Source organism: Hungatella sp. L36, from assembly GCF_014288035.1.
This window is the reverse complement of the sequence record NZ_JACOPC010000005.1, coordinates 311980-335016: the sequence shown is the minus strand read 5'-3', so window position 1 is coordinate 335016 and position 23037 is coordinate 311980. Positions and strand designations below refer to the sequence as shown.

At 49.8% G+C, this 23037-nt stretch carries 17 protein-coding genes and 1 tRNA gene; 15 read left to right on the top strand and 3 right to left on the bottom strand.

The genetic code is table 11. From position 1 onward, the window contains the following. The first annotated feature begins 219 nt into the window (after positions 1-219). The 3 genes from uvrB to feoB all read left to right on the top strand — a co-directional run bounded on the left by uvrB (position 220) and on the right by feoB (position 4623). A complete protein-coding gene (gene uvrB / locus H8S80_RS15135; protein WP_117632905.1) occupies positions 220-2205 on the top strand; it encodes an excinuclease ABC subunit UvrB in 1986 nt (661 codons plus the stop codon). Between the two features lie 194 nt (positions 2206-2399). Beyond that, positions 2400-2633 (top strand): FeoA family protein, encoded by a 234-nt coding sequence (locus tag H8S80_RS15130; RefSeq protein ID WP_002602399.1) that lies wholly within the window; start codon positions 2400-2402, stop codon positions 2631-2633. Next, on the top strand, positions 2626-4623 hold the full coding sequence (gene feoB, locus H8S80_RS15125) for a ferrous iron transport protein B (RefSeq protein WP_029466913.1): 1998 nt from the start codon (positions 2626-2628) through the stop codon (positions 4621-4623). Before H8S80_RS15130 ends, feoB begins: the two co-directional genes overlap by 8 nt. 113 nt (positions 4624-4736) lie before the next feature. On the opposite strand, the gene H8S80_RS15120 is transcribed toward feoB, so the two are convergent. Beyond that, complete coding sequence (locus tag H8S80_RS15120; protein WP_117632906.1) at positions 4737-5828, bottom strand: BtrH N-terminal domain-containing protein; 1092 nt, start codon at positions 5826-5828, stop codon at positions 4737-4739. A 222-nt stretch (positions 5829-6050) separates the two neighbouring features. Between H8S80_RS15120 and H8S80_RS15115 the strand changes: the two genes are divergently transcribed. Further along, the gene (locus H8S80_RS15115; protein WP_117632907.1) at positions 6051-8360 is read left to right on the top strand and encodes an efflux RND transporter permease subunit; all 2310 of its coding nucleotides are present in this window, start codon (positions 6051-6053) and stop codon (positions 8358-8360) included. Beyond that, on the top strand, positions 8350-10476 hold the full coding sequence (locus H8S80_RS15110) for a coiled-coil domain-containing protein (protein WP_117632908.1): 2127 nt from the start codon (positions 8350-8352) through the stop codon (positions 10474-10476). The genes H8S80_RS15115 and H8S80_RS15110 overlap by 11 nt, the downstream gene beginning before the upstream one ends. A gap of 79 nt (positions 10477-10555) precedes the next feature. Here H8S80_RS15110 and H8S80_RS15105 read toward each other — a convergent pair whose 3' ends face one another. Then, on the bottom strand, positions 10556-11287 hold the full coding sequence (locus tag H8S80_RS15105; RefSeq protein ID WP_002602404.1) for a MurR/RpiR family transcriptional regulator: 732 nt from the start codon (positions 11285-11287) through the stop codon (positions 10556-10558). A gap of 271 nt (positions 11288-11558) precedes the next feature. Between H8S80_RS15105 and H8S80_RS15100 the strand changes: the two genes are divergently transcribed. From H8S80_RS15100 to H8S80_RS15090, 4 genes are read left to right on the top strand one after another with little or no spacing between them, the layout of a single operon-like run. Beyond that, positions 11559-13028 (top strand): PTS transporter subunit EIIC, encoded by a 1470-nt coding sequence (locus tag H8S80_RS15100; protein WP_117632909.1) that lies wholly within the window; start codon positions 11559-11561, stop codon positions 13026-13028. Next, positions 13028-14554 (top strand): subtype B tannase, encoded by a 1527-nt coding sequence (locus H8S80_RS15095; RefSeq protein WP_117632910.1) that lies wholly within the window; start codon positions 13028-13030, stop codon positions 14552-14554. Before H8S80_RS15100 ends, H8S80_RS15095 begins: the two co-directional genes overlap by 1 nt. Positions 14555-14571: 17 nt before the next feature. After that, entirely contained in the window at positions 14572-14847 is a 276-nt protein-coding gene (locus H8S80_RS34280; RefSeq protein ID WP_243007969.1) for a hypothetical protein, read from the top strand. Further along, entirely contained in the window at positions 14786-15955 is a 1170-nt protein-coding gene (locus tag H8S80_RS15090; protein ID WP_243007970.1) for a hypothetical protein, read from the top strand. The genes H8S80_RS34280 and H8S80_RS15090 overlap by 62 nt, the downstream gene beginning before the upstream one ends. A gap of 89 nt (positions 15956-16044) precedes the next feature. Here H8S80_RS15090 and H8S80_RS15085 read toward each other — a convergent pair. Further along, positions 16045-16116 (bottom strand) — tRNA-Arg (locus H8S80_RS15085). 115 nt (positions 16117-16231) lie between these two features. Between H8S80_RS15085 and H8S80_RS15080 the strand changes: the two genes are divergently transcribed. From H8S80_RS15080 to H8S80_RS15055, 6 genes are all read left to right on the top strand, one after another. After that, positions 16232-17104 carry a hypothetical protein gene (locus H8S80_RS15080; RefSeq protein WP_117632911.1) on the top strand — a complete coding sequence of 291 codons (873 nt, stop codon included), beginning with the start codon at positions 16232-16234 and terminating at the stop codon, positions 17102-17104. 94 nt (positions 17105-17198) lie between these two features. Next, complete coding sequence (queA, locus tag H8S80_RS15075) at positions 17199-18314, top strand: tRNA preQ1(34) S-adenosylmethionine ribosyltransferase-isomerase QueA (RefSeq protein WP_117632912.1); 1116 nt, start codon at positions 17199-17201, stop codon at positions 18312-18314. Next, a complete protein-coding gene (locus H8S80_RS15070; protein WP_117632913.1) occupies positions 18311-20020 on the top strand; it encodes an ABC-ATPase domain-containing protein in 1710 nt (569 codons plus the stop codon). Before queA ends, H8S80_RS15070 begins: the two co-directional genes overlap by 4 nt. 38 nt (positions 20021-20058) lie before the next feature. Continuing rightward, positions 20059-20733, top strand: a complete 675-nt coding sequence (locus H8S80_RS15065; protein WP_002602411.1) for a redox-sensing transcriptional repressor Rex — start codon at positions 20059-20061, stop codon at positions 20731-20733. Further along, positions 20730-21650, top strand: coding sequence for a LysR family transcriptional regulator (locus tag H8S80_RS15060; protein ID WP_117632914.1), 921 nt, complete (start codon positions 20730-20732; stop codon positions 21648-21650). Before H8S80_RS15065 ends, H8S80_RS15060 begins: the two co-directional genes overlap by 4 nt. Before the next feature lie 115 nt (positions 21651-21765). Beyond that, on the top strand, positions 21766-22956 hold the full coding sequence (locus H8S80_RS15055) for an iron-containing alcohol dehydrogenase (protein WP_002602413.1): 1191 nt from the start codon (positions 21766-21768) through the stop codon (positions 22954-22956). The last annotated feature ends 81 nt before the right edge of the window (positions 22957-23037 follow it).

Sequence of the window (23037 nt, the reverse complement as noted above, 5' to 3'; positions counted from 1 at the left end):
TTTTTCCTTCCGCTATGTTATAATTTTGGTGACATTTGGTATTACTAATTTCATTGAGTTTATATAGTGTTGCGGAGTTAAGAAAATAGCATTTTGGTGACCTTCATTCGTAAAATGGCAAAAGTTCGTCTATTAGGCAACTCAAAACGGTCTTCTTTTACGAATTTCTGCCTAATAGGCGAACTTTTTAAGTGGTCACCAAGGAAGGAAAAAGCGAAAATGGAGTTCAAATTACACTCAGAATACCAGCCCACCGGCGACCAGCCGCAGGCGATTGAAGCCCTTGTAAAAGGCTTCCAGGAAGGCAACCAATTCCAGACTTTACTAGGGGTTACGGGCTCTGGAAAGACCTTCACCATGGCAAATGTCATCCAGCGAATCCAGAAGCCTACCCTCATCATTGCCCACAACAAAACCCTTGCCGCACAGCTCTACAGCGAGTTTAAGGAATATTTCCCGGAGAATGCGGTCGAGTATTTTGTCTCCTACTACGACTACTACCAGCCGGAAGCCTACGTCCCTTCAACAGACACATACATTGAAAAGGACTCTGCCATCAATGACGAGATAGACAAGCTGCGCCACTCCGCCACGGCTGCGTTGTCTGAGCGGGAGGATGTAATCATTGTGGCCTCCGTGTCGTGTATTTATGGTTTGGGAAGTCCTATCGATTATAAGGAGATGGTAATTTCCCTGCGGCCTGGGATGGAAAAAGACAGGGACGAGGTAATTCACAAGCTTATCGACATCCAGTATACACGAAATGATATGGATTTTAAGCGAGGCAGTTTCCGCGTAAGAGGTGATGTGCTGGAGATTTATCCGGCTTACTCGGGCGGAGACGCTTACCGGGTGGAGTTCTTCGGGGACGAGGTGGAGCGGATTACGGAGATCGATTCGCTTACCGGCGAAGGGAAGACGGAGCTGGGACACATTGCGATCTTCCCGGCTTCCCATTACGTGGTTTCGAAGGAAAAGTTGGAGCTTGCGACTCAGACGATACTCGCAGAGCTTAATGAACAGGTGGCTTATTTTAAGAGCGAAGATAAGCTGCTGGAAGCGCAGAGAATTTCCGAGCGGACGAACTTTGATGTGGAGATGATGCGGGAAACCGGGTTCTGTTCCGGTATAGAGAACTACTCCAGGCATTTAACCGCATCCAGGGCGGGAGAGCCGCCCTGCACACTGATCGACTATTTTCCCGATGATTTCCTGATTATCGTGGATGAGTCCCATATCACCCTGCCTCAGGTCCGCGGTATGTTTGCGGGAGACCGGTCCAGGAAGACGACCCTGGTCAACTATGGATTCCGTCTGCCTTCCGCTCTGGACAACAGACCGCTGAATTTTGAGGAATTTGAGTCGAAGATCGACCAGATGATGTTTGTGTCGGCCACGCCTTCTGTCTATGAGGCGAACCATGAGATGATGCGGGTGGAGCAGATTATCCGGCCTACGGGACTTTTGGATCCGGAGATCGAGGTGCGTCCGGTGGAAGGCCAGATCGATGATCTCGTCTCGGAGGTCAACAAGGAGGTCGCGAATAAGCACAAGATTCTGATCACAACGCTGACAAAACGTATGGCCGAGGACCTGACGGATTACATGAGGGAGATCGGAATCCGGGTGAAGTATCTTCACTCCGATATCGATACGCTGGAGCGTTCGGAGATTATCCGTGATATGCGTCTCGATGTATTCGATGTACTCGTCGGAATCAACCTGCTGCGTGAGGGCCTTGATATTCCGGAGATTACGCTGGTAGCGATTCTCGATGCGGATAAAGAGGGCTTCCTCCGTTCGGAGACGTCTCTGATCCAGACGGTCGGGCGTGCGGCGCGTAACTCTGAGGGCCACGTAATCATGTATGCGGATTCTATCACGGATTCCATGCGGGTGGCGATCGAAGAAACGAACCGAAGGCGCGCGATTCAGCAGCAGTACAACGAAGAACACGGCATCACGCCGACGACCATCAAGAAGTCAGTCCGTGATTTAATCGCTATCTCGAAGGCGGCGATTGAGGACAAGAAGTCCTTTGAAAAGGATCCGGAATCCATGGACCAAAAGGAACTGGAGAAACTGGCGAAGGAGCTGACGAAGAAGATGCATCAGGCGGCAGCAGAGCTGAACTTCGAGGAGGCCGCAAGGCTGCGTGACCGTATGGTGGAAGTGAAAAAGATGCTCCAGGAACTGGACGAGTAAATAAAACCAGAAAACTATCCGTAAATCATAGAAAGTCAGTAGCATTTGATATTGACAATAATTCTCAATAAGTGTAGAATTTCTATGGACGCCGGAATATATGAGGTGCCCAGGCCAGCGATTGTGAGGCCTGGGTTTTCCATTTTATAAAATAGGGGAAATGCATTTGAAACGGCAGTCCGGAGGAGAACAGAATGAAATTGCACGAAGGCGAAATAGGTAAGACATATATTGTCTACAGCGTAATGGTGGATGACACGATTACGAGGCGGCTGGAGGCCCTCGGCGTCAACGAGATGACGCCGGTAACCCTGATGAATAAAAAAGGCAGCGGGACCGTGATTATAAAGGTAAGGGGTACCCGTCTGGCGTTAGGGCGCAGAATATCAGAGGGAATTGAGATCAGGGAGGCCGCAGACCATGAGTGATGATAATAGGATAATTAACGTAGGCTTCGTCGGAAATCCGAACTGTGGTAAAACAACGCTGTTCAACGCCTTCACAGGAGCAAAATTAAAGGTGGCAAACTGGCCTGGAGTTACCGTGGAGCGGGTGGAAGGTGAGACCAGCTATAAAGGACGGCCGATCCGTGTCATTGATACACCAGGAATCTACAGCCTGACTTCCTATACCATTGAGGAGAAAGTCACAAGAAAATGTATCGAGGATGGGGAAGTCGACGTCATCATTAATGTAGTGGATGCCTCTTCACTGGAACGAAATCTTTACCTGACCCTTCAGCTTCTGGAACTGAAGAAACCGGTAATCCTGGCTTTGAATATGATGGATATCGTGGAGGACCGCGGGATGGAAATTGATCTGCACCGCCTTCCTGAGATGCTGGGTTCCATTCCTGTCGTACCGGTATCGGCCAGAAAGCGTACCGGCCTGGATGTGCTGATGCACGCCGTGGTTCACCACTACGAGGAAGGTCCTCAGGGCACGGTAGTCAAGTATACCCCCCGGATCGAAAACAAGATTTCCAAGGTGGAGACGGTGCTTAAGGCCCACTATGGGGAGATGGACAATTTACGGTGGCATGCCATCAAATTTATGGAATACGATGAGACTGTATGGAATGATCATCCGGTAGATTTAAATAACATCATTGATCATAATTACGAGAAAGAGATTATCAATCAGAAATACGATTACATAGAAGAGATCATAAAGGAGTGTCTGGTCAACAAGGAATCAAAGGCCGCATCGACCGATAAGATTGACGAGTTTTTAACGCATCCAATCTGGGGAATTCCTATTTTCTTAGGGATCATGGCAATGGTATTCTTTCTGACGTTCACTGTCGGTGATTTCTTAAAGGGATTTTTTGAAGTCGGTCTCGACTGGCTCTCGGGCAGTACGCTGTATTTCCTTCAGAATATTCATGCTTCGGAATGGATCACCTCCCTGGTTGTGGATGGCATTGTGGCCGGTGTCGGCGGAATTCTGACATTTTTGCCGAATATCTTTATCCTGTTTCTGGCGCTGGCCTTTCTGGAGGACAGCGGCTATATGGCCAGAGTTGCCTATGTCATGAATGAGACGATGGGGCGCGTAGGGCTTTCCGGCAAGGCATTTTTACCCATGCTGTTAGGCTTTGGCTGCACCGTGCCTGCCGTCATGGCGGCCAGGGCTCTGCCGAGTGAAAAGGACAGAAGAAGAACCATTCTGATCACACCGTTTATGTCGTGTTCGGCCAGACTGCCTATTTACGTTCTGTTTGCGGAGATGTTTTTCCCGCGGCATGCGCTGATCGTGGCCTATTCCCTGTATCTGATCGGACTCATTATGGCCATAGCGGTGGCCCATGTGACGCACCGGATGTCAAAGGGCGGGGAAGAGGATACCCTGTTGATTGAGCTTCCCGAGTATAAGACGCCGAATATGCGCACGGTGGCCATCTATGTGTGGGATAAGGTAAAGGATTACTTGAGCAAGGCGGGAACCACCATATTCCTGGCTTCCATTGTCCTGTGGTTTGTGTTGAACAGCGGACCGTCCGGATTTGTGGAGGATGTTTCCAATAGCTTTGCCGCTATGATCGGACGGGTTCTGGTGCCGGTTCTGAATCCTGCCGGCCTTGGGGACTGGAGAATCGCGGTGGCGCTGATATCCGGCCTGTCGGCTAAGGAGGTCGTGGTATCCAGCTTCTCCGTTCTGTTTGGAATTGGAAACATTAATTCGGCCGGAGGCATGAACCAGCTCTCCGGAGTTCTGTCCTCCATTGGTTTTAGCGGGGTCAATGCTTATGCGCTGATGATTTTCTGCCTGCTGTATTCTCCGTGTATCGCTGCGGTGGCAACCATACGAAAAGAGACCGGTTCTACAAGATGGACTCTGGGAATGGTTCTGTTTCAGCTATTGACCGCATGGGGAGCCGCGGTGCTTGTGTTCCAGATTGGAAGCTTACTCTTTTAATTTCAATAAAAATAGTTTGTAACGCCCGAACGGTAAGGTTGTTCGGGCGTTTTTCTATACAGGTATGAAAAAAATTAGGATCTAATCAGGAACAGGACATGGCAAAAGCCGGATTAAAGCAGCGAGTAACCCTTCTTTAACTGTTCCAGCAGAGAGGTGAAAAGGGACGGAAAATGGTCCGTTTCATCACCGTTTCCACTCAGATAACGGATGATGATGATGGATATCTCCTCAATATAATCGGCACATCTGTGGAAACAATCCGCTGCTTCAACCCAGCCTGCCTGCCGCACCATACCGCCTTCCTCCGACTGCACCATACCGTTTTCTACCAACCAATCCGTTCCGATTTCGACAAGCATTTGGGCCATTTTGTCGAATGTTCCCCGGTAACGTATTTCATCCGGCTCCGCGATTCCCTTCAGCGCATTGGGAACTGTGGGAACGGTACCAAAAAATGTGACCATATTCAGCAGGATTTTGTCATACTCTTCTTTTGTCAGCTGTTTTTTCCAGTCGGGAAGCTCGCGGATCATCTTTTCAAGGCCTTTGTATCCCAGGAAGGAAGCGGGCGGATTCAGAAAATGATCTTTTTGAAGCGCCAGAGCTTCGGAGGCAATCTGGTTCTTGCTCCTTTTTTCCGTCATTCTGACCGTACAGATCGTATTTTCACTGCTTAATCCTGGATAACTGCAGTTCATACTGTTTTTCAGTTCGTCGTATCCCAGGGTGAGAAGCTGCGTCCGGCCGCAGTCATAGAGGCAGATGAGGCGCTGATCGTCGTCGTATCCTGTCATCAGTACGTAATGAAAGGGAATGTGCTCCTTATGGTAAAGCTTTGGATAATAGGAGAGATAGTACATATCGAGAGCCCCCAATACGACGGGATGACCTGCGTCGATTTCCTCTTTCGCCTTTTTCAGCGCCCGTTCAAAGGTGCTGTAGGAATGGTGTGCGTAGGTGAACCCTGCGATCGGTGCCAGAAATGCATACATGTGTTTTGTCCGGCCGTCGCCGAGGGCTACCATGCGTTTCAAGTCTGATTTGTCTGTTTTTCGGTAGCAGAAGGAGCCAAAGTCGGAGAGCAGAAAGAAAAATCCATCCGGGAGAGATTCTCCTGTTTCATTCATATAGAGATCTTCGATTCCATTCCACATGCATTCATAGTCGTGGGAGTGGTGTTTCAGTTCAATGATTTGTTTCATAGTACACCTCGCTTTTCGTGATTCTGTTTATCGTGTTATCCTGATCTTAAACCATGACATTGTGATAGAGTCAAGAGGCTTTTGAGCGTTTGTACGACCGGTTTATCTATTTTTAGACATATTTCTGTTTTTGTCTAAAAACCATCCAACTTAAATAAATTGTATAATTACAAAAAGTCAAAATGGTATTATTGTTAAGGTCGTAAAGATTTGAAAAGGGTGATGGCTGTGAAGACGAGAAAAATAAGAGAGAAAAAACAGAAAAAGCGTTTTAGTATGGTTGATGTGATTGTACAGAAAGGCAGATGGATCGAGAAAATTTTTGCCATTGCGGTGATTCTTTCGGTGATATCTGCCTGTTTTGTGCATGTGAATTACGATTTGAGCGAATACCTGCCTGACTGGGCGCCTGCCAAGGAAGGCTTAAACCGGATGGAAGAGGAGTTCGGCTATCCGGGAACCGCCCGGGTGATGGTGGGGCCGGTGACGCTGTATGAAGCCAAGGCCTATAAGGACCGGATCGCGGAGATTGACGGCGTGGACATGGTTATGTGGGCGGATACGACGACAGATGTGTACAACGCCAATATCTTTATTAACTACGACGATATCCAGGATTACTATAAAGACGGCTATGCGGTAATGGATATCATTTTTGAGGAAGGCGATTCCAGCAGTTTGACGAAATCTGCCATCAATGAGATGCAGACCCTCACAGGAGACAAGGGCTATTTCATGGGCTCCGCAGTACAGAATAAGTCTTTAAATGAGACGCTGATGCGGGAAATCAGCATTGCCATGGCTCTCGGTGTGGTGATGATTGCGGTTATTTTATGCCTCACGACCACTTCGTGGTTTGAGCCGGTCATGTTTTTGATGGTCATGGGAATTGCCATTATCATCAATATGGGAACGAATCTGATTCTGGGGACCATATCATTTCTGACCTTCAGCGTGGCCTCGATTCTGCAGCTGGCCGTCGCCATGGATTACTCGGTGTTCCTGCTCGACATGTTTACAAAGGAGCGGGCCAAAGGAAATGATCCCGTTACCGCCATTACCAACGCGATACATAAGTCACTGCCCTCTATTCTTGCAAGCGGCGCCACCACCATTATCGGGTTCGTCGTACTGATGCTGATGCGTTTCAGTATCGGTAAAGACCTGGGCTTCGTTCTGGCGAAGGGAATCGTGGTCAGTCTGATTACCGTGCTGTTTCTGATGCCGTCGCTCCTGCTTCGCTGGGGAGACCGGATTAAACGGACGGAGCATAAGTCCTTTATGCCTTCCTTCCATGGTCTGGGACAGGTGGTCTACAGAGTGCGGTATGTGGTTCTGGGAGTCGTGCTTCTATTTGTGGTTCCTGCATTTACAGCCCAGAATATGAACTCATTTACGTTTGGAAACAGCGCTCTCGGGTCCAGCCCCGGAACGAAGGTATATGAGGATGAACAGCAGATCAACGGGCGCTTCGGCAAGAGCAATCTGATTCTGGCCGTGGTTCCGAACACCAGCATGGTGAAAGAGAAGGATTTGACGGATGCGCTGGACGATCTGTATTACGTGAAATCGGTGACCTCCCTGGCGGGCACCATACCGGAGGGAATTCCGGAAAAAATCATTCCAAAGAGCGCAACGAGCCTGCTGCACACGGACAACTACAGCCGAATTATGATCTATGTAAAGACCTCGGATGAGAGCGATTTTGCTTTCCAGTGTACCAATGAGATCACGTCCATTGTACGGAGCTATTATCCGGAGGACTCCTATATAACGGGAGTGATCCCTTCCACGCAGGATATCAAATCAATTATTACGGCGGACTACAATTTCGTCAACCTGTTGTCAATCCTCGGCGTGGGATTGGTGGTTCTGATATCGTTTAAATCGCTGATTATCCCGATTGTCGTCCTGATTCCTATCGAGGTGGCAGTCTTCTTCAACATGGCAGTTCCGTACTTTACGGGAGAAAGCATGCTGTATATGGGATATATTATCGTCAGCTGCCTGCAGCTGGGTGCTACGGTGGATTACTCGATTCTGATGACGAATAATTATATGGATGCGAGAAGAACGTATCCCGAAAAGGCACGGGCGATCAAGCATACGGTGTCGCGAAGCGCCCTTTCCATACTGACATCGGGGACAATTCTGACGATTGCGGGGTACGGCCTGTATTTCGTCTCCTCTGTGGCTGCTATCGGCGGTCTGGGTCATCTGATCGGACGCGGGGCATTGATCAGCGTCCTGATGGTACTGTTTCTGCTGCCCGTGCTCCTGACCATGGCGGATCCGCTGCTGATGAAGGAAGAAGCTAAGAAAATTAAGATAGAGGAAACGCGCCAGGCGATGAAGCAGAAGAAACGGGATTTAAAGGAACAGATGAAGCAAAAAACGGTGCAGATGATGCCGGGGCAGCCAAAGAAGAAAATAGAAGCGGAGCAGATGGGACCCGTGAAGCAAGAGAAGAAAATGGAAGCGGAGCAGCCGTCAAAGAATATTGAGGATGAGGTGAAGGAAAATGAGAAATAGAAGAAAAATCAGATATAAAATTACCGCCGCCGCATTGATCAGCTCGATGCTCGGCATGTCCATGGCAGGCAGCGCCCTTGCGGGACCGCCCGCGGTTGCCACGGATGAGGCGCTGTATGTGAACCTGGATTATTACGGAAATCAGGTGGACAGCAGTGTGGTGAAGGGAGTTTCCTTAAACGGCCTTCGAACATTTACGGATTATGGAACTTATACAGATGTAACAAATATGTCTAATTACGCGGAACCGGTGATCAGCGGGGACGGAGTCACCTGGCAGCTGCCGGAGGACTCAAAGGAGCGGTTTTACTACGAGTGCCAGCTGAACAACGACGAGGTGGTTCTCCCGTGGAATTTTGACGTGTCCTATAAACTAAATGGTATTCCAAAGGAAGCAAAGGACCTGGTCCATGCCAATGGACTGGTGGAAATGGAGGTCCACTGCATTCCGAATGAGAATGCAAAGGAGTACTACCGCAACAACATGCTTCTTCAGGTGGCGACCATGGTTAATATGGAAGATGTAAACGCTGTGGAGGCGCCAGGCTCTCAGACACAGGCATTAGGAACGTATAAGGTTGTGATTTTTGCCGCGGTCCCAGGGGAGGAGAAGACCTTTCACATCGGGATCAGCACGACGAATTTCGAGTCCATGGGCCTGATCATGATGATGATTCCCGGAACGCTGGACCAGATGAGCGAGATCACCGATATCAAAGAGGTAAAGGACACAGTGGGGGATTCCACCGATAAGCTGCTGGATGGTATGAATGAAATCCTGGATACCCTGGACCGGATCAGCGGCGGTATGAATGTGGCACAGGCGGGCCTGGAGGATCTGCAGAAGGCGAGATCGGGTCTGGACGCGTCAAAGGACGAAATCATAGCCAACGCGGATAACAGCCTGGACAGTCTGGAAGCTGTCAATGAAAAAATCAGCCAGCTGGCTCCGGATATCAATACGAATAAGCAGTCTCTGGATGAAATCAACACGAGAATCAACGCCATCGTGAAGACTCTGAGAAGCTCCGGCAATGACTTCTTTGATCTGGCAGGAAAACTCAGTGATCTGGAGGACTCTCTGGGGGATTTGCGGGATGATTTGAATAATTCCAACAGGGACGAGATTCTGGATCATCTGCAGATTATAGATGACCAGCTGGAACAGATCAATGAAGTGCTTCAGAATATCATACAGACGGCCGGAGGTATCCCTGCGGAACTGGATGAGGAAGATCTGGCGGAGCAGCAGGAGACGCTGAGCAATTTGCTGGAGGAGACGTATGGAATTCTGGATGATATGGAGTCCGTTGTCGGCTCCGATGCCGTGGACCGCCTGCGCAGCCAGCTGGATGCGATTAACGGAAATGGCCTGGGAGACGCGGCCAGCCTTTCGAAGCTGGCGGCAGCGGCCAAGGCGCTTCTCCCTGTGGTTTCCGGCCTTCAGGGCATGGTGAGTGATCTGGAGCGCACACTGTCTGGAATCCGCCTGGACGACGGCCTTGAGAGCGGCCAGGACGCGGCCGGGGAGATCAGCTCCATCATGGGCCGGATCGAGACCTTGATCGGCGACGTCAATGATTTAAACAGGACTGTCAATGAAGATAAAGCCGGTTTTGACCTGATGCTTGATGACATGGCCGCCTCCCTCGATCAGATGAGTTCCGGCACAAGTCAGGTGATTGCGCTCTTAAGAAGTGTGCAGAACACGGCCAGGACCAACCGGAGCGCGGTGGAAAACGGTACGAAGCAGACCCTTGACGGCCTGATCGATATTCTGGAAAAGGCTGCGGATACCAAGGGCACCAGCGACAAATTAAAGGATGCCAACGAGGACTTGAGAGCCAGTGTAAAGGATGAGCTGGATAAGATCGAGGACGATACGAATCTGCTGGAAATGGACCCGTCTCAGTCCATGATTTCCTTCACCTCGGATAAGAATCCGTCTCCGGCCAGCATTCAGATTATTCTGCGCACAGAGGAGATCAGCGAAGAAGATGTGAATACGAACGCAGTTGATATCGAACCGGTTCCGCAGAATGTCGGGCTGTGGCAGAGAATTGTAAATGTGTTTGTGAAGATATGGGATACGGTAACGGGATTTTTTAAGAAATAGCATCCTGAAGCAAAAAGAAAATGAAAAAGCCTTACTAACCTGAGGATCGTTTTTGGGTTAGAAGGCTTTTTTACGTTTTTCAGTGCGTCAGATATCTGCAGAGTATCTCGACGAACATATCGAATAAAACCGGTGACACTGCACTTTCTTCTGGTGTTGGAGGAATATACGGCAGTAATACCTGGCGGTCAATCAGCTCCTGATAGGGATGGGAACTGGTCACGGTAACGAGCATGATTTTCCCCGCGGAACCGGACAACGATTTCAGAAGAGAGTGCTTGGCACTCACGGAGAAGACGATAAGAAGATCATTTTCATTCATTGAATCGCTAAGCTCAGAGATATTATCATTGGGAACCGCGTGAAAGAAACGTCCTGTTTTAATCATGAGTGTTTCCAGAAGAGAAGCGGGCTGAAAACTCTTGGAAACGCCAGTGGTAAATACCCTGCTGAATTGATTGATATAGCAGACAAGGTCGCGCATATAAGAATCTGTAAGGATTTTTTCCGCTTCTCTCAGAAGCTGGTTCATAACTGAGAAATATTCCAGGTGATCACAGTCCGGCATCTGCTGTGTCCTCTGCTCGGCAAGCCATGCGATAAGATCTGCACGGAAATCCTGATACCGTGTGTAACCAAGTCCTTTTACGAATCTTGTGAGCGCGGGCTGGGAGACACCACAGGCGTCGGACAGCGCGCTGGTAGTCATCTGAACAATCTTGCCGGGATCTTTGGAGATCTTCTGATAAATGAGCTGGTCATTGGGGGTAAATTCTGTTTTTTTCTGTTCCATAATCTGAATGACATTCATGAAGTTTATCATTCCTTTCCGTTAGTTCAAATCATTTTTCATCCATTTAATATAAGTGATACAATTATATTACCATATTATAAAATAAAAATCACTTCTGTAAACCAAAGTTTTACAACAACTATAAATAAATAATTTAGTAAATATACACAAAAATAAATAAAATATTTATGCAAAACAAGTATTTAAAAATAGGAACGATGATGTATAATATATTTATGAGATACAACAAAAATAAATATAATATTCAGAAAACGAGGAGGAAGATGGAATGGCAGCAAACTATGAAACTTTGCCCGGAGATATTGTCCGGCTGGTTGGGGGAAAACAAAACATTAAGGGGCTTACGCACTGTATGACGAGACTGCGCTTTGATCTGGCGGACTACAGTAAGGCCAATACCGACGTGCTCTCAAAAACGGCTGGTGTTCTGAAAGTCATCAATTCAGGAAGCCAGTACCAGGTCGTTATCGGCAATAAAGTCGAGTCAGTCTATGAAGCCATTATGGAACAGACGGGGGTTCCAGGCGGCGGAATGGTTGAAGATGATACATCAGAGGATAAAGATGTGGGATCAGAGAAGAAATCAGGGATAATCAACCGGCTGATGGATACGATATCCGGTGTTCTGGCGCCGACCTTACACGTGTTGGCGGCAGCCGGTATAATCAAGGGACTGATTGCCCTTACGCTGACGCTGGGGTGGGTCAGTGACACAAGCGGTCTGTATATGCTTTTGTATTCGATCGGTGATGGTTTCTACTACTTCCTGCCAATTATACTTGGATTTACGGCGGCGCGTAAATTTAAAATGAATGAAATTCTGGGCGCTGCCATCGGTGCGACTCTGGTTTATCCCAGTATGGTCAATATTGCTTCCAATCTGGCAGTTTCCGGAACTGTTTTTGCTGGAACTGCATTTGAAATGAGCTATTATAACACATTTCTGGGAATTCCTATCGTCATGCCTGGAAGCGGATACACCTCCAGCGTTATTCCGATCATTATTGCAGTATATGTGGCGGCAAAGCTTGAGAAGGCGCTGAAAAAGAGTCTGCCGGCGGCTATCAGGGGAATCCTGACTCCGGTTATTGTTCTTCTTGTCACAGTAGTGTTTACATACCTGGTAATTGGACCTGTCTCCATGGGGATCTGTGGTGTGATTGCAATGTTTGTTACATTCCTTTACAATATTCCAGTGATCGGCGGAATTGTTGCAGGCGCACTGATCGGCGGGGGTTTTGGTATTCTCGTTATGTTTGGACTGCACTGGGTTATTATCTCTCTGGGGCTTTCCACGATTGCTGTTCAGGGCTTTGATTATATGCTGGCATGCGGCAGCATCGGACCGATGATCGGTATGGCACAGGGAATTGCAATCTGTATAGCGGCAGCTCGTCATAAGAATCAGAAGGTCATGGATCTGGCACTTCCGGGAACTCTGTCCCAGATTTGCGGAGTGGGAGAGCCTTTGATGTATTCGGTATTAATTCCGCTGAAAAAAGAATTATACTTAAATATTTTATCAGGCTGCGTAGGCGGCGCCGTATTGGGGCTGCTGGGAACCAGGATCTATATGTTTGGCGGCAGCGGGCTGTTTTCCTTCCCCAACTTCGTAAGCGCAGCGAGCGGTACAACGGATTTGATCAAGTACTGTATCGGTGTAGCAGCAGGCTGTATCTTTGCATTTGCTGCGGAACTGGTGATCTATAATAACGACAAGGCGAAGAAGCTTCTGTAATGAAGCAGGACTATAAAGAATATGAAGAGAAAATAAAAATGAATGACAACTTAAAATTTGATGCAGAGAGAGGTGAGACCAGAACGTATGAAGCGGCTGGTAAAAAAATCACCTGCAGAGCTTATCTTGGAATTGTATACTGTGAACGGCCGGCCGACCCTGTCCAGAAGCTGAATATATTTGTTCCCGAGGCGTACGGCCAGGGGGGAACGGTCTGCGGATACACGAAGGATACCGCTCCAATCTTTATACCGAATACGGTAGGCGGTTATCTGCCGGGGCCGGCGGATGAGCCGGGGCTGAATATAAGAACCGGAATGCCCAATTCGATCTTTACGGCACTGGAGCATGGCTGTGTAGTTGTCTCCGGTGGTGTGCGTGGAAGAACCTCGGGAAAGAGAAATTCAGAGTTTTTTGAGGGGGGAAAGGCCGATGATACCGGACAGTATGATGGGAAAATGGTGGGCAAAGCGCCGGCTTTGATTGTTGATATGAAGGCGGTTATCCGGTATATACGCCATAATCGAAGTCTGATTCCCGGAGATACCGAACGGATCATCACCAGCGGGACCAGTGCGGGAGGTGCGCTGTCTGCGCTGGCCGGCGCTGCCGGAAACAGTCAGGATTACGTTCCTTACCTGAAGGAAATCGGGGCGGCAGACGAACGTGACGATGTTTTCGCTGCAAACTGCTACTGCCCAATTCATAATCTGGAAAATGCCGACGCGGCTTATGAATGGCAGTTTGGAGGTATCCGTGATTACTACCGTACCCGGCATCAGAAGACTGAAAATGGGATAATCCGGATCCCGGAAGAAGGCACGATGACGGACAGACAGATGGAGCTGTCACAGGAATTACAAAACCGATTTCCGGCATACTTAAACAGCCTGAATCTGAAAGATGAAAATGGAAACAGCCTGAAGCTGGATAATAATGGTGAGGGAAGTTTTCTGGAATATATAAAGGGACAGATCCTAAAATCAGCCAGCAGGGAACTGGCATTTCATGGCACTGCCAGTCATTTATCAGGGTTGGCAGCGCCTGGCAGCGCTGTGGATACATTTCCGGCTCTGACGATTCTGGGAGAAAGTGCGGTCGGGCTGGACTGGAAGGCATATATGAAAGCGATTACCCGGATGAAACCGGCCCCAGCTTTTGACGCTATAGATCTTAAGAGTCCTGAAAATGAGGAATTTGGCTCTATGGAAATGGAAGCCAGGCATTTTTCTGAATTTTCCATGGAGCACACGGAGACCGAGGCAGAGATGGCTCCCGCGCAGCTCATTCGTATGCTGAATCCCACGCAGTACATTGGAAATGCGGATACGGCAAAACACTGGCGAATCCGTCACGGATCATTTGACCGGGATACATCGTTCGCAATTCCGGTTATCTTAGCCCTTTTACTTGAAAATAAAGGGTATGATGTGGATTTTTTCCTGCCCTGGGGAATTCCTCACAGCGGAGATTATGATTTGCAGGAATTATTCGCATGGATTGACACAATCTGCGGACAACAATAAAAAGGACGGAAAATACAGTGGAGAAGAAGATTTTTGGAGTGAATACAATGGCTGTTATTGCCGGTGCTCTGATCCTGGCAGCGACGGCGTGCGGCGCTTCCTCTGATGATGGGAAGAAGGAAGCGGCATCAACCGATTCGGCGGCCGAAACTGCAGCGGGGAACCGTGGGACGGACTCCTCTGAACTGGTATTTGAACTATCGGGGGATTCTGTGAAGCTGACGAGCGGAGATGAGCCGGAAAGCCGGGGCAGAGAACGGGCCGGTATGGACGTGGATCGGAGCCGATTATGAAGGAAAACCGGTCTTATGTGATACGAAGCAGGACGATTTTTATGTTACATGGCCGGAAGGCGTAGATGCGTCGGCGCTGACAGCTTCTGATGCTGCCGTGACGCTGTACAGCCAATACGGGGATGAACTAAGGCTGACGCCAGACTCGGATTATTATGTTTACAGTAAAGGGACGGAGACACAAATCGCGGTTCCCTATGTTCAGATGGCATTTACGCCAGTTTATACCAATATGGTTATTACCGTGAATCGGGAGGCGGTTTCCGGCGCAGATGGCGCAGCAGAAGAAGCGTTTACGCAGAGCTATGACATTGCGTCAGTATATGTCTACCAGGTGCAGCATGGCGGACTGAATCCCAACGGAGCGGTGCTCGTTTACCAGTTTTACGGCTTTGAGGAAGATACGCTTACAGACTGGAGGCAGTTGATGCATGGCTTTGAGTATGCGCTTTATATTGAACATGAAGATGGAACCAGGGCGTATTATTCGGAGGAAAATGGAGGAAGCCTTGTTGATTCGGCAGATGCCGCCGCCTTATATGACGCAGCAGGCGCACAGGATTTAAATATCCGTCTCTGGAATCAGGCGGTTATCTATGATACGACATCTGCAATTGAACATGAAGACGGATCCATGACTTACAGAACGGAGACAAAGACGGTTAATGGGGAAAATGTTATTTTTAACAAAATCGTTTTAACTGGCTGGGACGGCAATGATCTTCGCGGTGTGCAGATGACTCCCACGGAGGCGAGAGCGAATGGATTAAAACCGGCAGCCGGGTATGCATTCCCGCAGACGGATGATTTTTACGAGAAATTTAAAGACTATAATTTCGGCCATGATTACTGGGTTGCACATTCCATGTGGCCATGGGTGGAAGGAATAGAGCGCGGCTGGCTGACAAATGCTGACGATATGCATGCAACGTGGAATGGACTGAACAAGGGGTATCACTTTGAATATGGCAGTGATGGCCGTTATCCTGACTGGATCGCGCCGGAAGCGGATGGCCGTGATAACTGGTGGCCATGGCTCAGAAATGGTTTTCCTGACGGGATGTGGGATGCGGTTGATGCAGCGAATGCGGATACCTACCGAAAATAAGTGACCAGATTGGCTAAGAGAATAAAAAAACAGGCCGGATACCAAGTAAAATCAAGGTATCCGGCCTGCTTTTCCGTAATTAACAGGAATGCACCTGATAGGAATCGAACCTACGCACGCAGCTCCGGAGGCCACTGCTCTATCCACTGAGCTACAGATGCATCTTTCATATTCTACTATATTTTCTTATGAATTGCAAGACTATTTTTATTGATTTTTATATCATAGTTTGTTAGAATAAAACGGAGATTGAATCTCCAGGAGGTTAAGGCCCGTATGAAGGACTTGTTAGAAAACTTAAAAAAACGTCTTGCAGATGAAGAAACCATCCGATATTTAAAGTTTATGGTGATTCCGCTTGTTGTGATTATCCTGATTATTGTGATCGTTGTGGCGGACAGGCCGCAGGGGGAAGAGGGAGAATCGACGGAAGCTGTTTCACAGATCGAAATCGGAACGGCGGAAGCGACAGAAGAAGAGAAGACAGGGGACACAGAGGACACCGCATATCATCTGGAAGAGGCAGGGGAAGAGATCCGCAGCCTGATGGAGGCTTATTTTAAGGCGAGAAGGACCTGCGATATCAATGGTCTTGCAGAGGTATACGGAGACAGCGCTTCACCGGAGGAACTGAGAGAAGAAGGCCTTCGTATGGAGGAAGAAGTAAAATACTATCAGAGTTATAACGATATTGCCTGCTACAGCGTGAACGGCCCTGAGGAAAATACCCTGGTGGTCTATACCAGGTTTCAGATCAAGTTCCGTCAGTCGGATACCATGGCACCGAGCCTGTTTGCCTGCTTTGTGAAGCGGGGAGCGGACGGAAGCTGGCATATGATGGCGGAAGTCACTCCGGAGGAAGGGGCGTACATGGCCAAAGTAAACGAGTCGGAGGCCGTGCAGAGTATGGCGGAAGAAGTCAATGTCGGCCTGCGTACCGCACTGGAAACGGATTCCAACCTTCTGGCTGTCTATCAGGCACTGATGAGCGGTGAAGAGGCAGAGAGCGGTGAAGGGGCAGAAGGCGTCGGGGAAAACGGTGAGAGCGGAGAAAACGGAGAATCCGGAGAATCCGTTCAGAGCGAAGGCACCGACGGCGGAGACGAAGTAGAAGCTTCCGGAAATGAAGTGACGGTAAACGGAGACTAAACGTCCGGAAACGAATGACAAAACATACATAACAACAGATGCTTCTCTGCGTGGCACCGTGCAGGGAAGCATTTTGAGATTAAGGAGAAGAGACATGAATGTAAAAGATTTTGATTTTGAACTGCCGCAGGAGCTGATTGCGCAGGACCCGCTGGAGGACCGTTCGTCTTCCCGGCTTCTGGTTCTCGATAAAAAGACGGGAGAAATTGAACACCGGACGTTCCGCGATATCCTCTCTTATTTGAGGAAGGGAGACTGCCTTGTCATCAACGACACGAAAGTCATCCCGGCCAGACTGTTCGGCGTGAAGGAAGGAACCGAGGCGAAGATCGAGATCCTGCTCTTAAAAAGACGGGAGAATGACATCTGGGAGACGCTGGTGAAGCCTGGAAAAAAGGCGAAGATCGGCACGGTGATTACCTTTGGCGACGGGCTGCTGACGGGTACGGTGGTGGATATTGTAGAGGAAGGAAACCGGCTGATACAGTTTTCCTACGAGGGGATCTTCGAGGAGATTCTCGACAGGCTGGGCCAGATGCCGCTTCCGCCGTATATCACTCACCAGCTTAAGGACCAGACCCGCTATCAGACCGTTTACGCAAAGCATGAGGGATCGGCAGCGGCCCCCACGGCGGGACTCCACTTCACAAAGGACCTGCTGGCGGAGATCGAGGCTATGGGAGTCGCGATCGCCCATGTAACGCTTCATGTAGGGCTCGGCACATTCCGGCCGGTCAAAGTGGATGAGATCGAGGAGCACCACATGCATTCCGAATTCTATATTGTGGACGAGGCGGAAGCAAAGAAGGTGAACGATACGAAGAAGAACGGAGGTCGGATTGTCTGCGTAGGAACCACCAGCTGCCGTACTGTCGAGTCTGCTTCCACGGACGACGGCGTGCTGAAGGCGGGGAGCGGATGGACGGAGATCTTTATCTATCCGGGATACCGTTTTAAGACGCTGGACTGCCTGATAACCAATTTTCACCTTCCGGAATCCACACTCGTCATGCTGGTTTCGGCTCTGGCAGGCAGGGAGCACGTGTTAAACGCATATGAGGAAGCCATCAGAGAGCGCTATCGTTTCTTTAGTTTTGGAGATGCCATGTTTATCACCGATCTTCACGAGGGAGTGGTTCCCGATGTTGGAGAGCAGAACGGTGATGGAGATCAGGTCGGTAACGAGACTGGGGAAAGGACGGAAAAATGAAATCAGCAGAAGATTTGAGACAATTTCTCCGTTCCGTTGACCGGAAGGGATATCCTGCCTACAAGGGAGCGAAGGGTGTTTACCAGTTTCCGGACTTTACCTTAAGCATCGACCATGTGCAGGGCGACCCGTTTGCGTCGCCGTCCAGGGTCAGCATCCGGGTGGAGGGAAAGAAAGCCTGTTTTCCGGCAGAGTCCTATCACCTGAGTCATAAAAGGGTGGCGCTGCAGGACCTGCTGCTTCGTAAATTCGCCGCCAAGGTGGAACGGTACAATTTTAAGGCGAGAGGTTCGGGAAAGAGCGGGCTGATCGCAGTCAGCCGGTGCGGCCAGGAGATTCTGGAGAGAACCGCGTGTGTGGCAGATCCGGAGGATGGAGGCATTTTGATCCGAATGGAAGTCGGATTTCCGGCGAACGGAAGGACGATCAATTCCGGGGAACTGATTAAGATTCTGTTTGAATTTCTGCCGGAGTGCGTGGCGGGAACGTGTTTTTATAAAACCTATCCGGCTGCAGAGAAGGAGAAGGTGAAAGAAGTCTCTGAACTGGCGGAGGACCAGGAGGAAGCGAGACGGCTGCTTTCTGCCATGGGACTCACCGCGTTTGTGGCGAACGGATCCATTCTTCCAAGGGAATCCGGGGTATCGGACCGGCCGATGGCGAAGGCGGTTCCATTTACGTCCCCATCTTCGATGGAAGTGGTGATGAAGCTTCCTCATGCAGGGGCGATTAAGGGGATGGGCATCCCCAGGGGTGTAACTCTGATCGTGGGCGGAGGCTACCACGGCAAATCCACGCTTCTCTCAGCCCTCGAGTCGGGCGTGTACAATCATATCGCCGGAGATGGCAGGGAGTACGTCGTCACGGAAGCGTCGGCGGTGAAGCTGCGCGCAGAGGATGGACGGAGCGTCAAGAACGTGGATATCTCCCTGTTTATAAAGAATCTTCCGGATCGGAGGGATACGAAACGGTTCTGCACCGAGGATGCCAGCGGAAGTACGTCGCAGGCGGCCGGTGTGGTGGAAGCGATGGAGAGCGGAGCAAAGATATTTCTGGTGGACGAGGATACCAGTGCGACGAATTTCATGATACGGGACGAGCTGATGCAGATGGTGGTGCACCGGGATCAGGAACCGATTACACCATTTGTGGAGCGGGTCCGGGCGCTTTATGACGAGCAGGGAATCTCCACGATTCTGGTAGCCGGAAGCTCGGGCGCCTATTTCCATGTGGCGGACCGTGTCATACAGATGGACTGCTATGTGCCGAAGGAAGTGACCAAAGAGGCGAAGGAGGCCGCTGCCGGGTTCGGAGAAGGCGTCCAGTCGCTTAAATTAACTCCGGTTTCCTTTGAACGGGTACCGAAGAAGTTTAAGACCGGAGGCAGGGACGAACGGTTTAAGATGAAGGTTCTGGGCCGTGACAGCCTGCAGTTTGACCGGGACGTGGTGGAGCTTCGTTTTGTGGAACAGATTGCGGATACGGAGCAGATCGCGGCGCTGGGATATCTGTTAAAATATGCGGGAACGCATTTCATAGATGGCAGGCGGAATCTGATTCAGATCGTGGACCTGCTGGAAAAGAAGGTTGCGGCGGAGGGCCTTGCGGCACTGGCGGAAGACGGATATCTGCCGGTTAATTTATGTATGCCGAGGCGTCAGGAGATATTTGCCTGTATCAATCGCTGCCGCAGCCTGATGTTTTAGGGAACAGGCGGTTAGCTGGATTAGCAAAGGGGTCAGTCATGGAAGAAAAAAAACATCTGGTTGGGGGCATTTCCAGAAAGACGCTGGAACGCCTTCCTGTGTATCATCATTACCTGGAGCGCAGAGATTCCGAGGGGCTTGTCAATATCTCCGCGCCGGTGATTGCACTGGATCTGCAGCTGAATGAGGTTCAGGTCCGAAAGGATATCGCTATGGTGGCGCGTTCGGCGGGGAAGCCGAAGACGGGTTACGTAGTTAAGGATTTGATCGATGACATTGAGGAATTTCTGGGGTACCATAATACGAATCAGGCCGTTCTGGTGGGCGCAGGTTCCCTTGGAAAGGCGCTTTTATCGTACCGCGGGTTTGAGCAGTACGGCGTGGAGATCGTCATGGCTTTTGACGGAGACGCCAAAAAGGCAGAGCAGAAGGTAGGGGAAAAGATGATTCTTCCCATGGAGAAACTGGAAAATCTCTGCCGGAGAATGAATATCCATATCGGCATTATCACAGTTCCGGCGGATTCCGCGCAGGAGGTGTGTGACAGGCTGGTGGACGGAGGTGTGAGAGCCATCTGGAATTTCGCGCCGATTCATCTGAATGTACCGGATCACGTGCTGGTTCAGAATGAGAATATGGCCGTGTCTCTGGCGGCACTGTCAAAATATCTCTACGAAACGGATAAGGATGCAGTGAGGGGGAATGGTGTTTGAATACTGTATTGCTGCAATATGCCGTGGAGGTTGAAAAGACCGGATCCATCACTCAGGCGGCCGGAAATCTCTACATGGACCAGCCGAATTTGAGCAAGGCCATAAAGACGCTGGAGGAAAGCCTGGGAGCACCCATTTTCAAGCGGACGCCCAAGGGGGTCGTCCCTACGGCCAGAGGCAGGATCTTTCTGGAATATGCGAGAAATGTGCTGGCTCAGTTAGAGGAGATGGAGGCGCTTTATAAGCCTGCGAAGGCAGGTGGTGTGGAGTTCGCCCTGTCCATGCCCCGGGCCAGCTATATCAGCTATGCATTTTCCCTGTTCGTGAAGCGGATTGACCGGAAGGAAGGCATGAATCTATGGCTTCGGGAGACGAATTCCGCCGACACTCTGCGTGATGTGGACCGTGGAGAGTATAAGCTGGGGATCATCCGCTACAAGCCGTCCGCAGAGGCATATTACGCCAAGCAGGCCGCGGAATGCGGGCTGAAGACGGAGCTTCTGCTGGAATACGATGAACGCCTCCTGATGTCGCAGGCCCATCCCCTGGCCTTAGCCGGCCATATAGAGCCAGGCGATCTGCTGCCCTACATCGAGATCACCCATGGAGACGGCAGCACCTCCGGCCATCGGGAATTTAAGGCCGCGGACAGCCCGCCGGCCAACAGGATCTATATCTTCGAGAGGGGAACCCAGATGGGGCTTCTCCATGAGAACAGCGACACCTATATGTGGGTATCCCCCATGCCGCCGTCTGTCTTAAGGCAGCACGGACTGACCGAAAAGCCGTGTGCAGACGGAAATCACCGGTACCGCGATGTCCTCGTCTACAGAAATGGTTATAAGATGGGGAAATGGGAACGGCTGTTTCTGGAAGAGCTGGAGCAGGTAAAGGCAGGCCTGATGGGTGAGCTATAATCAGTATCTATATATCGATATTTATATACTGATATATGGGAATTTACATTTGTATTTTTTCCTCCCTGAGTCTACAATAAGATCAGCATAAAAATATGGCGAGGAGGATTTTACTATGGCAAGATTCACATTACCAAGAGATCTGTATCATGGAAAAGGAGCCCTTGAAGAGCTTAAGAATTTAAAGGGAAATAAGGCAATCGTGGTAGTAGGCGGCGGCTCTATGAAGCGTTTTGGCTTTCTCGATAGAGTAATCGACTATTTAAAAGAAGCCGGCCTGGAAGTGAAGTTATTTGAAGGTGTGGAACCGGATCCCAGCGTGGATACCGTTATGAAGGGCGCTGAGATGATGCGCGAGTTCGGTCCGGACTGGATCGTGGCGATCGGCGGAGGTTCTCCGATTGATGCGGCCAAGGCGATGTGGGCATTCTATGAATATCCGGATACCACATTCGAAGATCTGTGCATTCCGTTTAACTTCCCGACACTCCGTACAAAGGCAAGATTCTGTGCGATTCCGTCAACCTCCGGTACTGCTACCGAGGTAACGGCATTCAGCGTAATTACAGATTACAACAAGGGTATCAAATATCCGCTGGCTGACTTCAACATCACTCCGGACGTAGCGATTGTTGATCCGGATCTGGCTGAGACGATGCCGGCCAAGCTGACCGCGTTTACCGGTATGGATGCCATGACACACGCTATCGAAGCGTATGTGTCCACGCTCCACTGTGATTATACCGATCCGCTGGCGCTTCATGCCATCAAGATGATACATAACGATTTAATCGATTCCTATAATGGAGACATGGCTGCCCGTGACCGCATGCATAATGCACAGTGTCTGGCAGGAATGGCATTCTCCAACGCGCTTCTGGGCATTGTTCATTCCATGGCCCATAAGACGGGCGCCGCATATTCCGGCGGCCACATCGTACATGGATGTGCCAATGCCATGTATCTTCCTAAAGTAATCAGGTTTAACGCGAAAGAACCGGAAGCGGCAAAGCGTTACGCTGAGATTGCACGTTTCATTGACCTCAAGGGTTCCACCGATGAGGAGCTTGTGGCTGCGCTGATCGCAGAACTCCGCGGGATGAATGAGAAGCTGAATATTCCAACCTGCATCAAAGAGTACGAAGGCGGAATCATCGATGAGACAGAATTCAATGAAAAATTACCGTCAGTAGCAGAGCTGGCAGTCGGTGATGCATGCACCGGATCCAATCCGAGACCGATTACACCGGCCGAAATGGAGAAGCTGTTAACCTGTTGTTACTATGATAAAGAAGTTGATTTTTAACCTTTTATTTAGCAATGCAATGTGTGCCGGGGGCGCAGGATCGTATGGTCCTGCGCCTCTGGTGCGTGAAAAAGGTTTCAG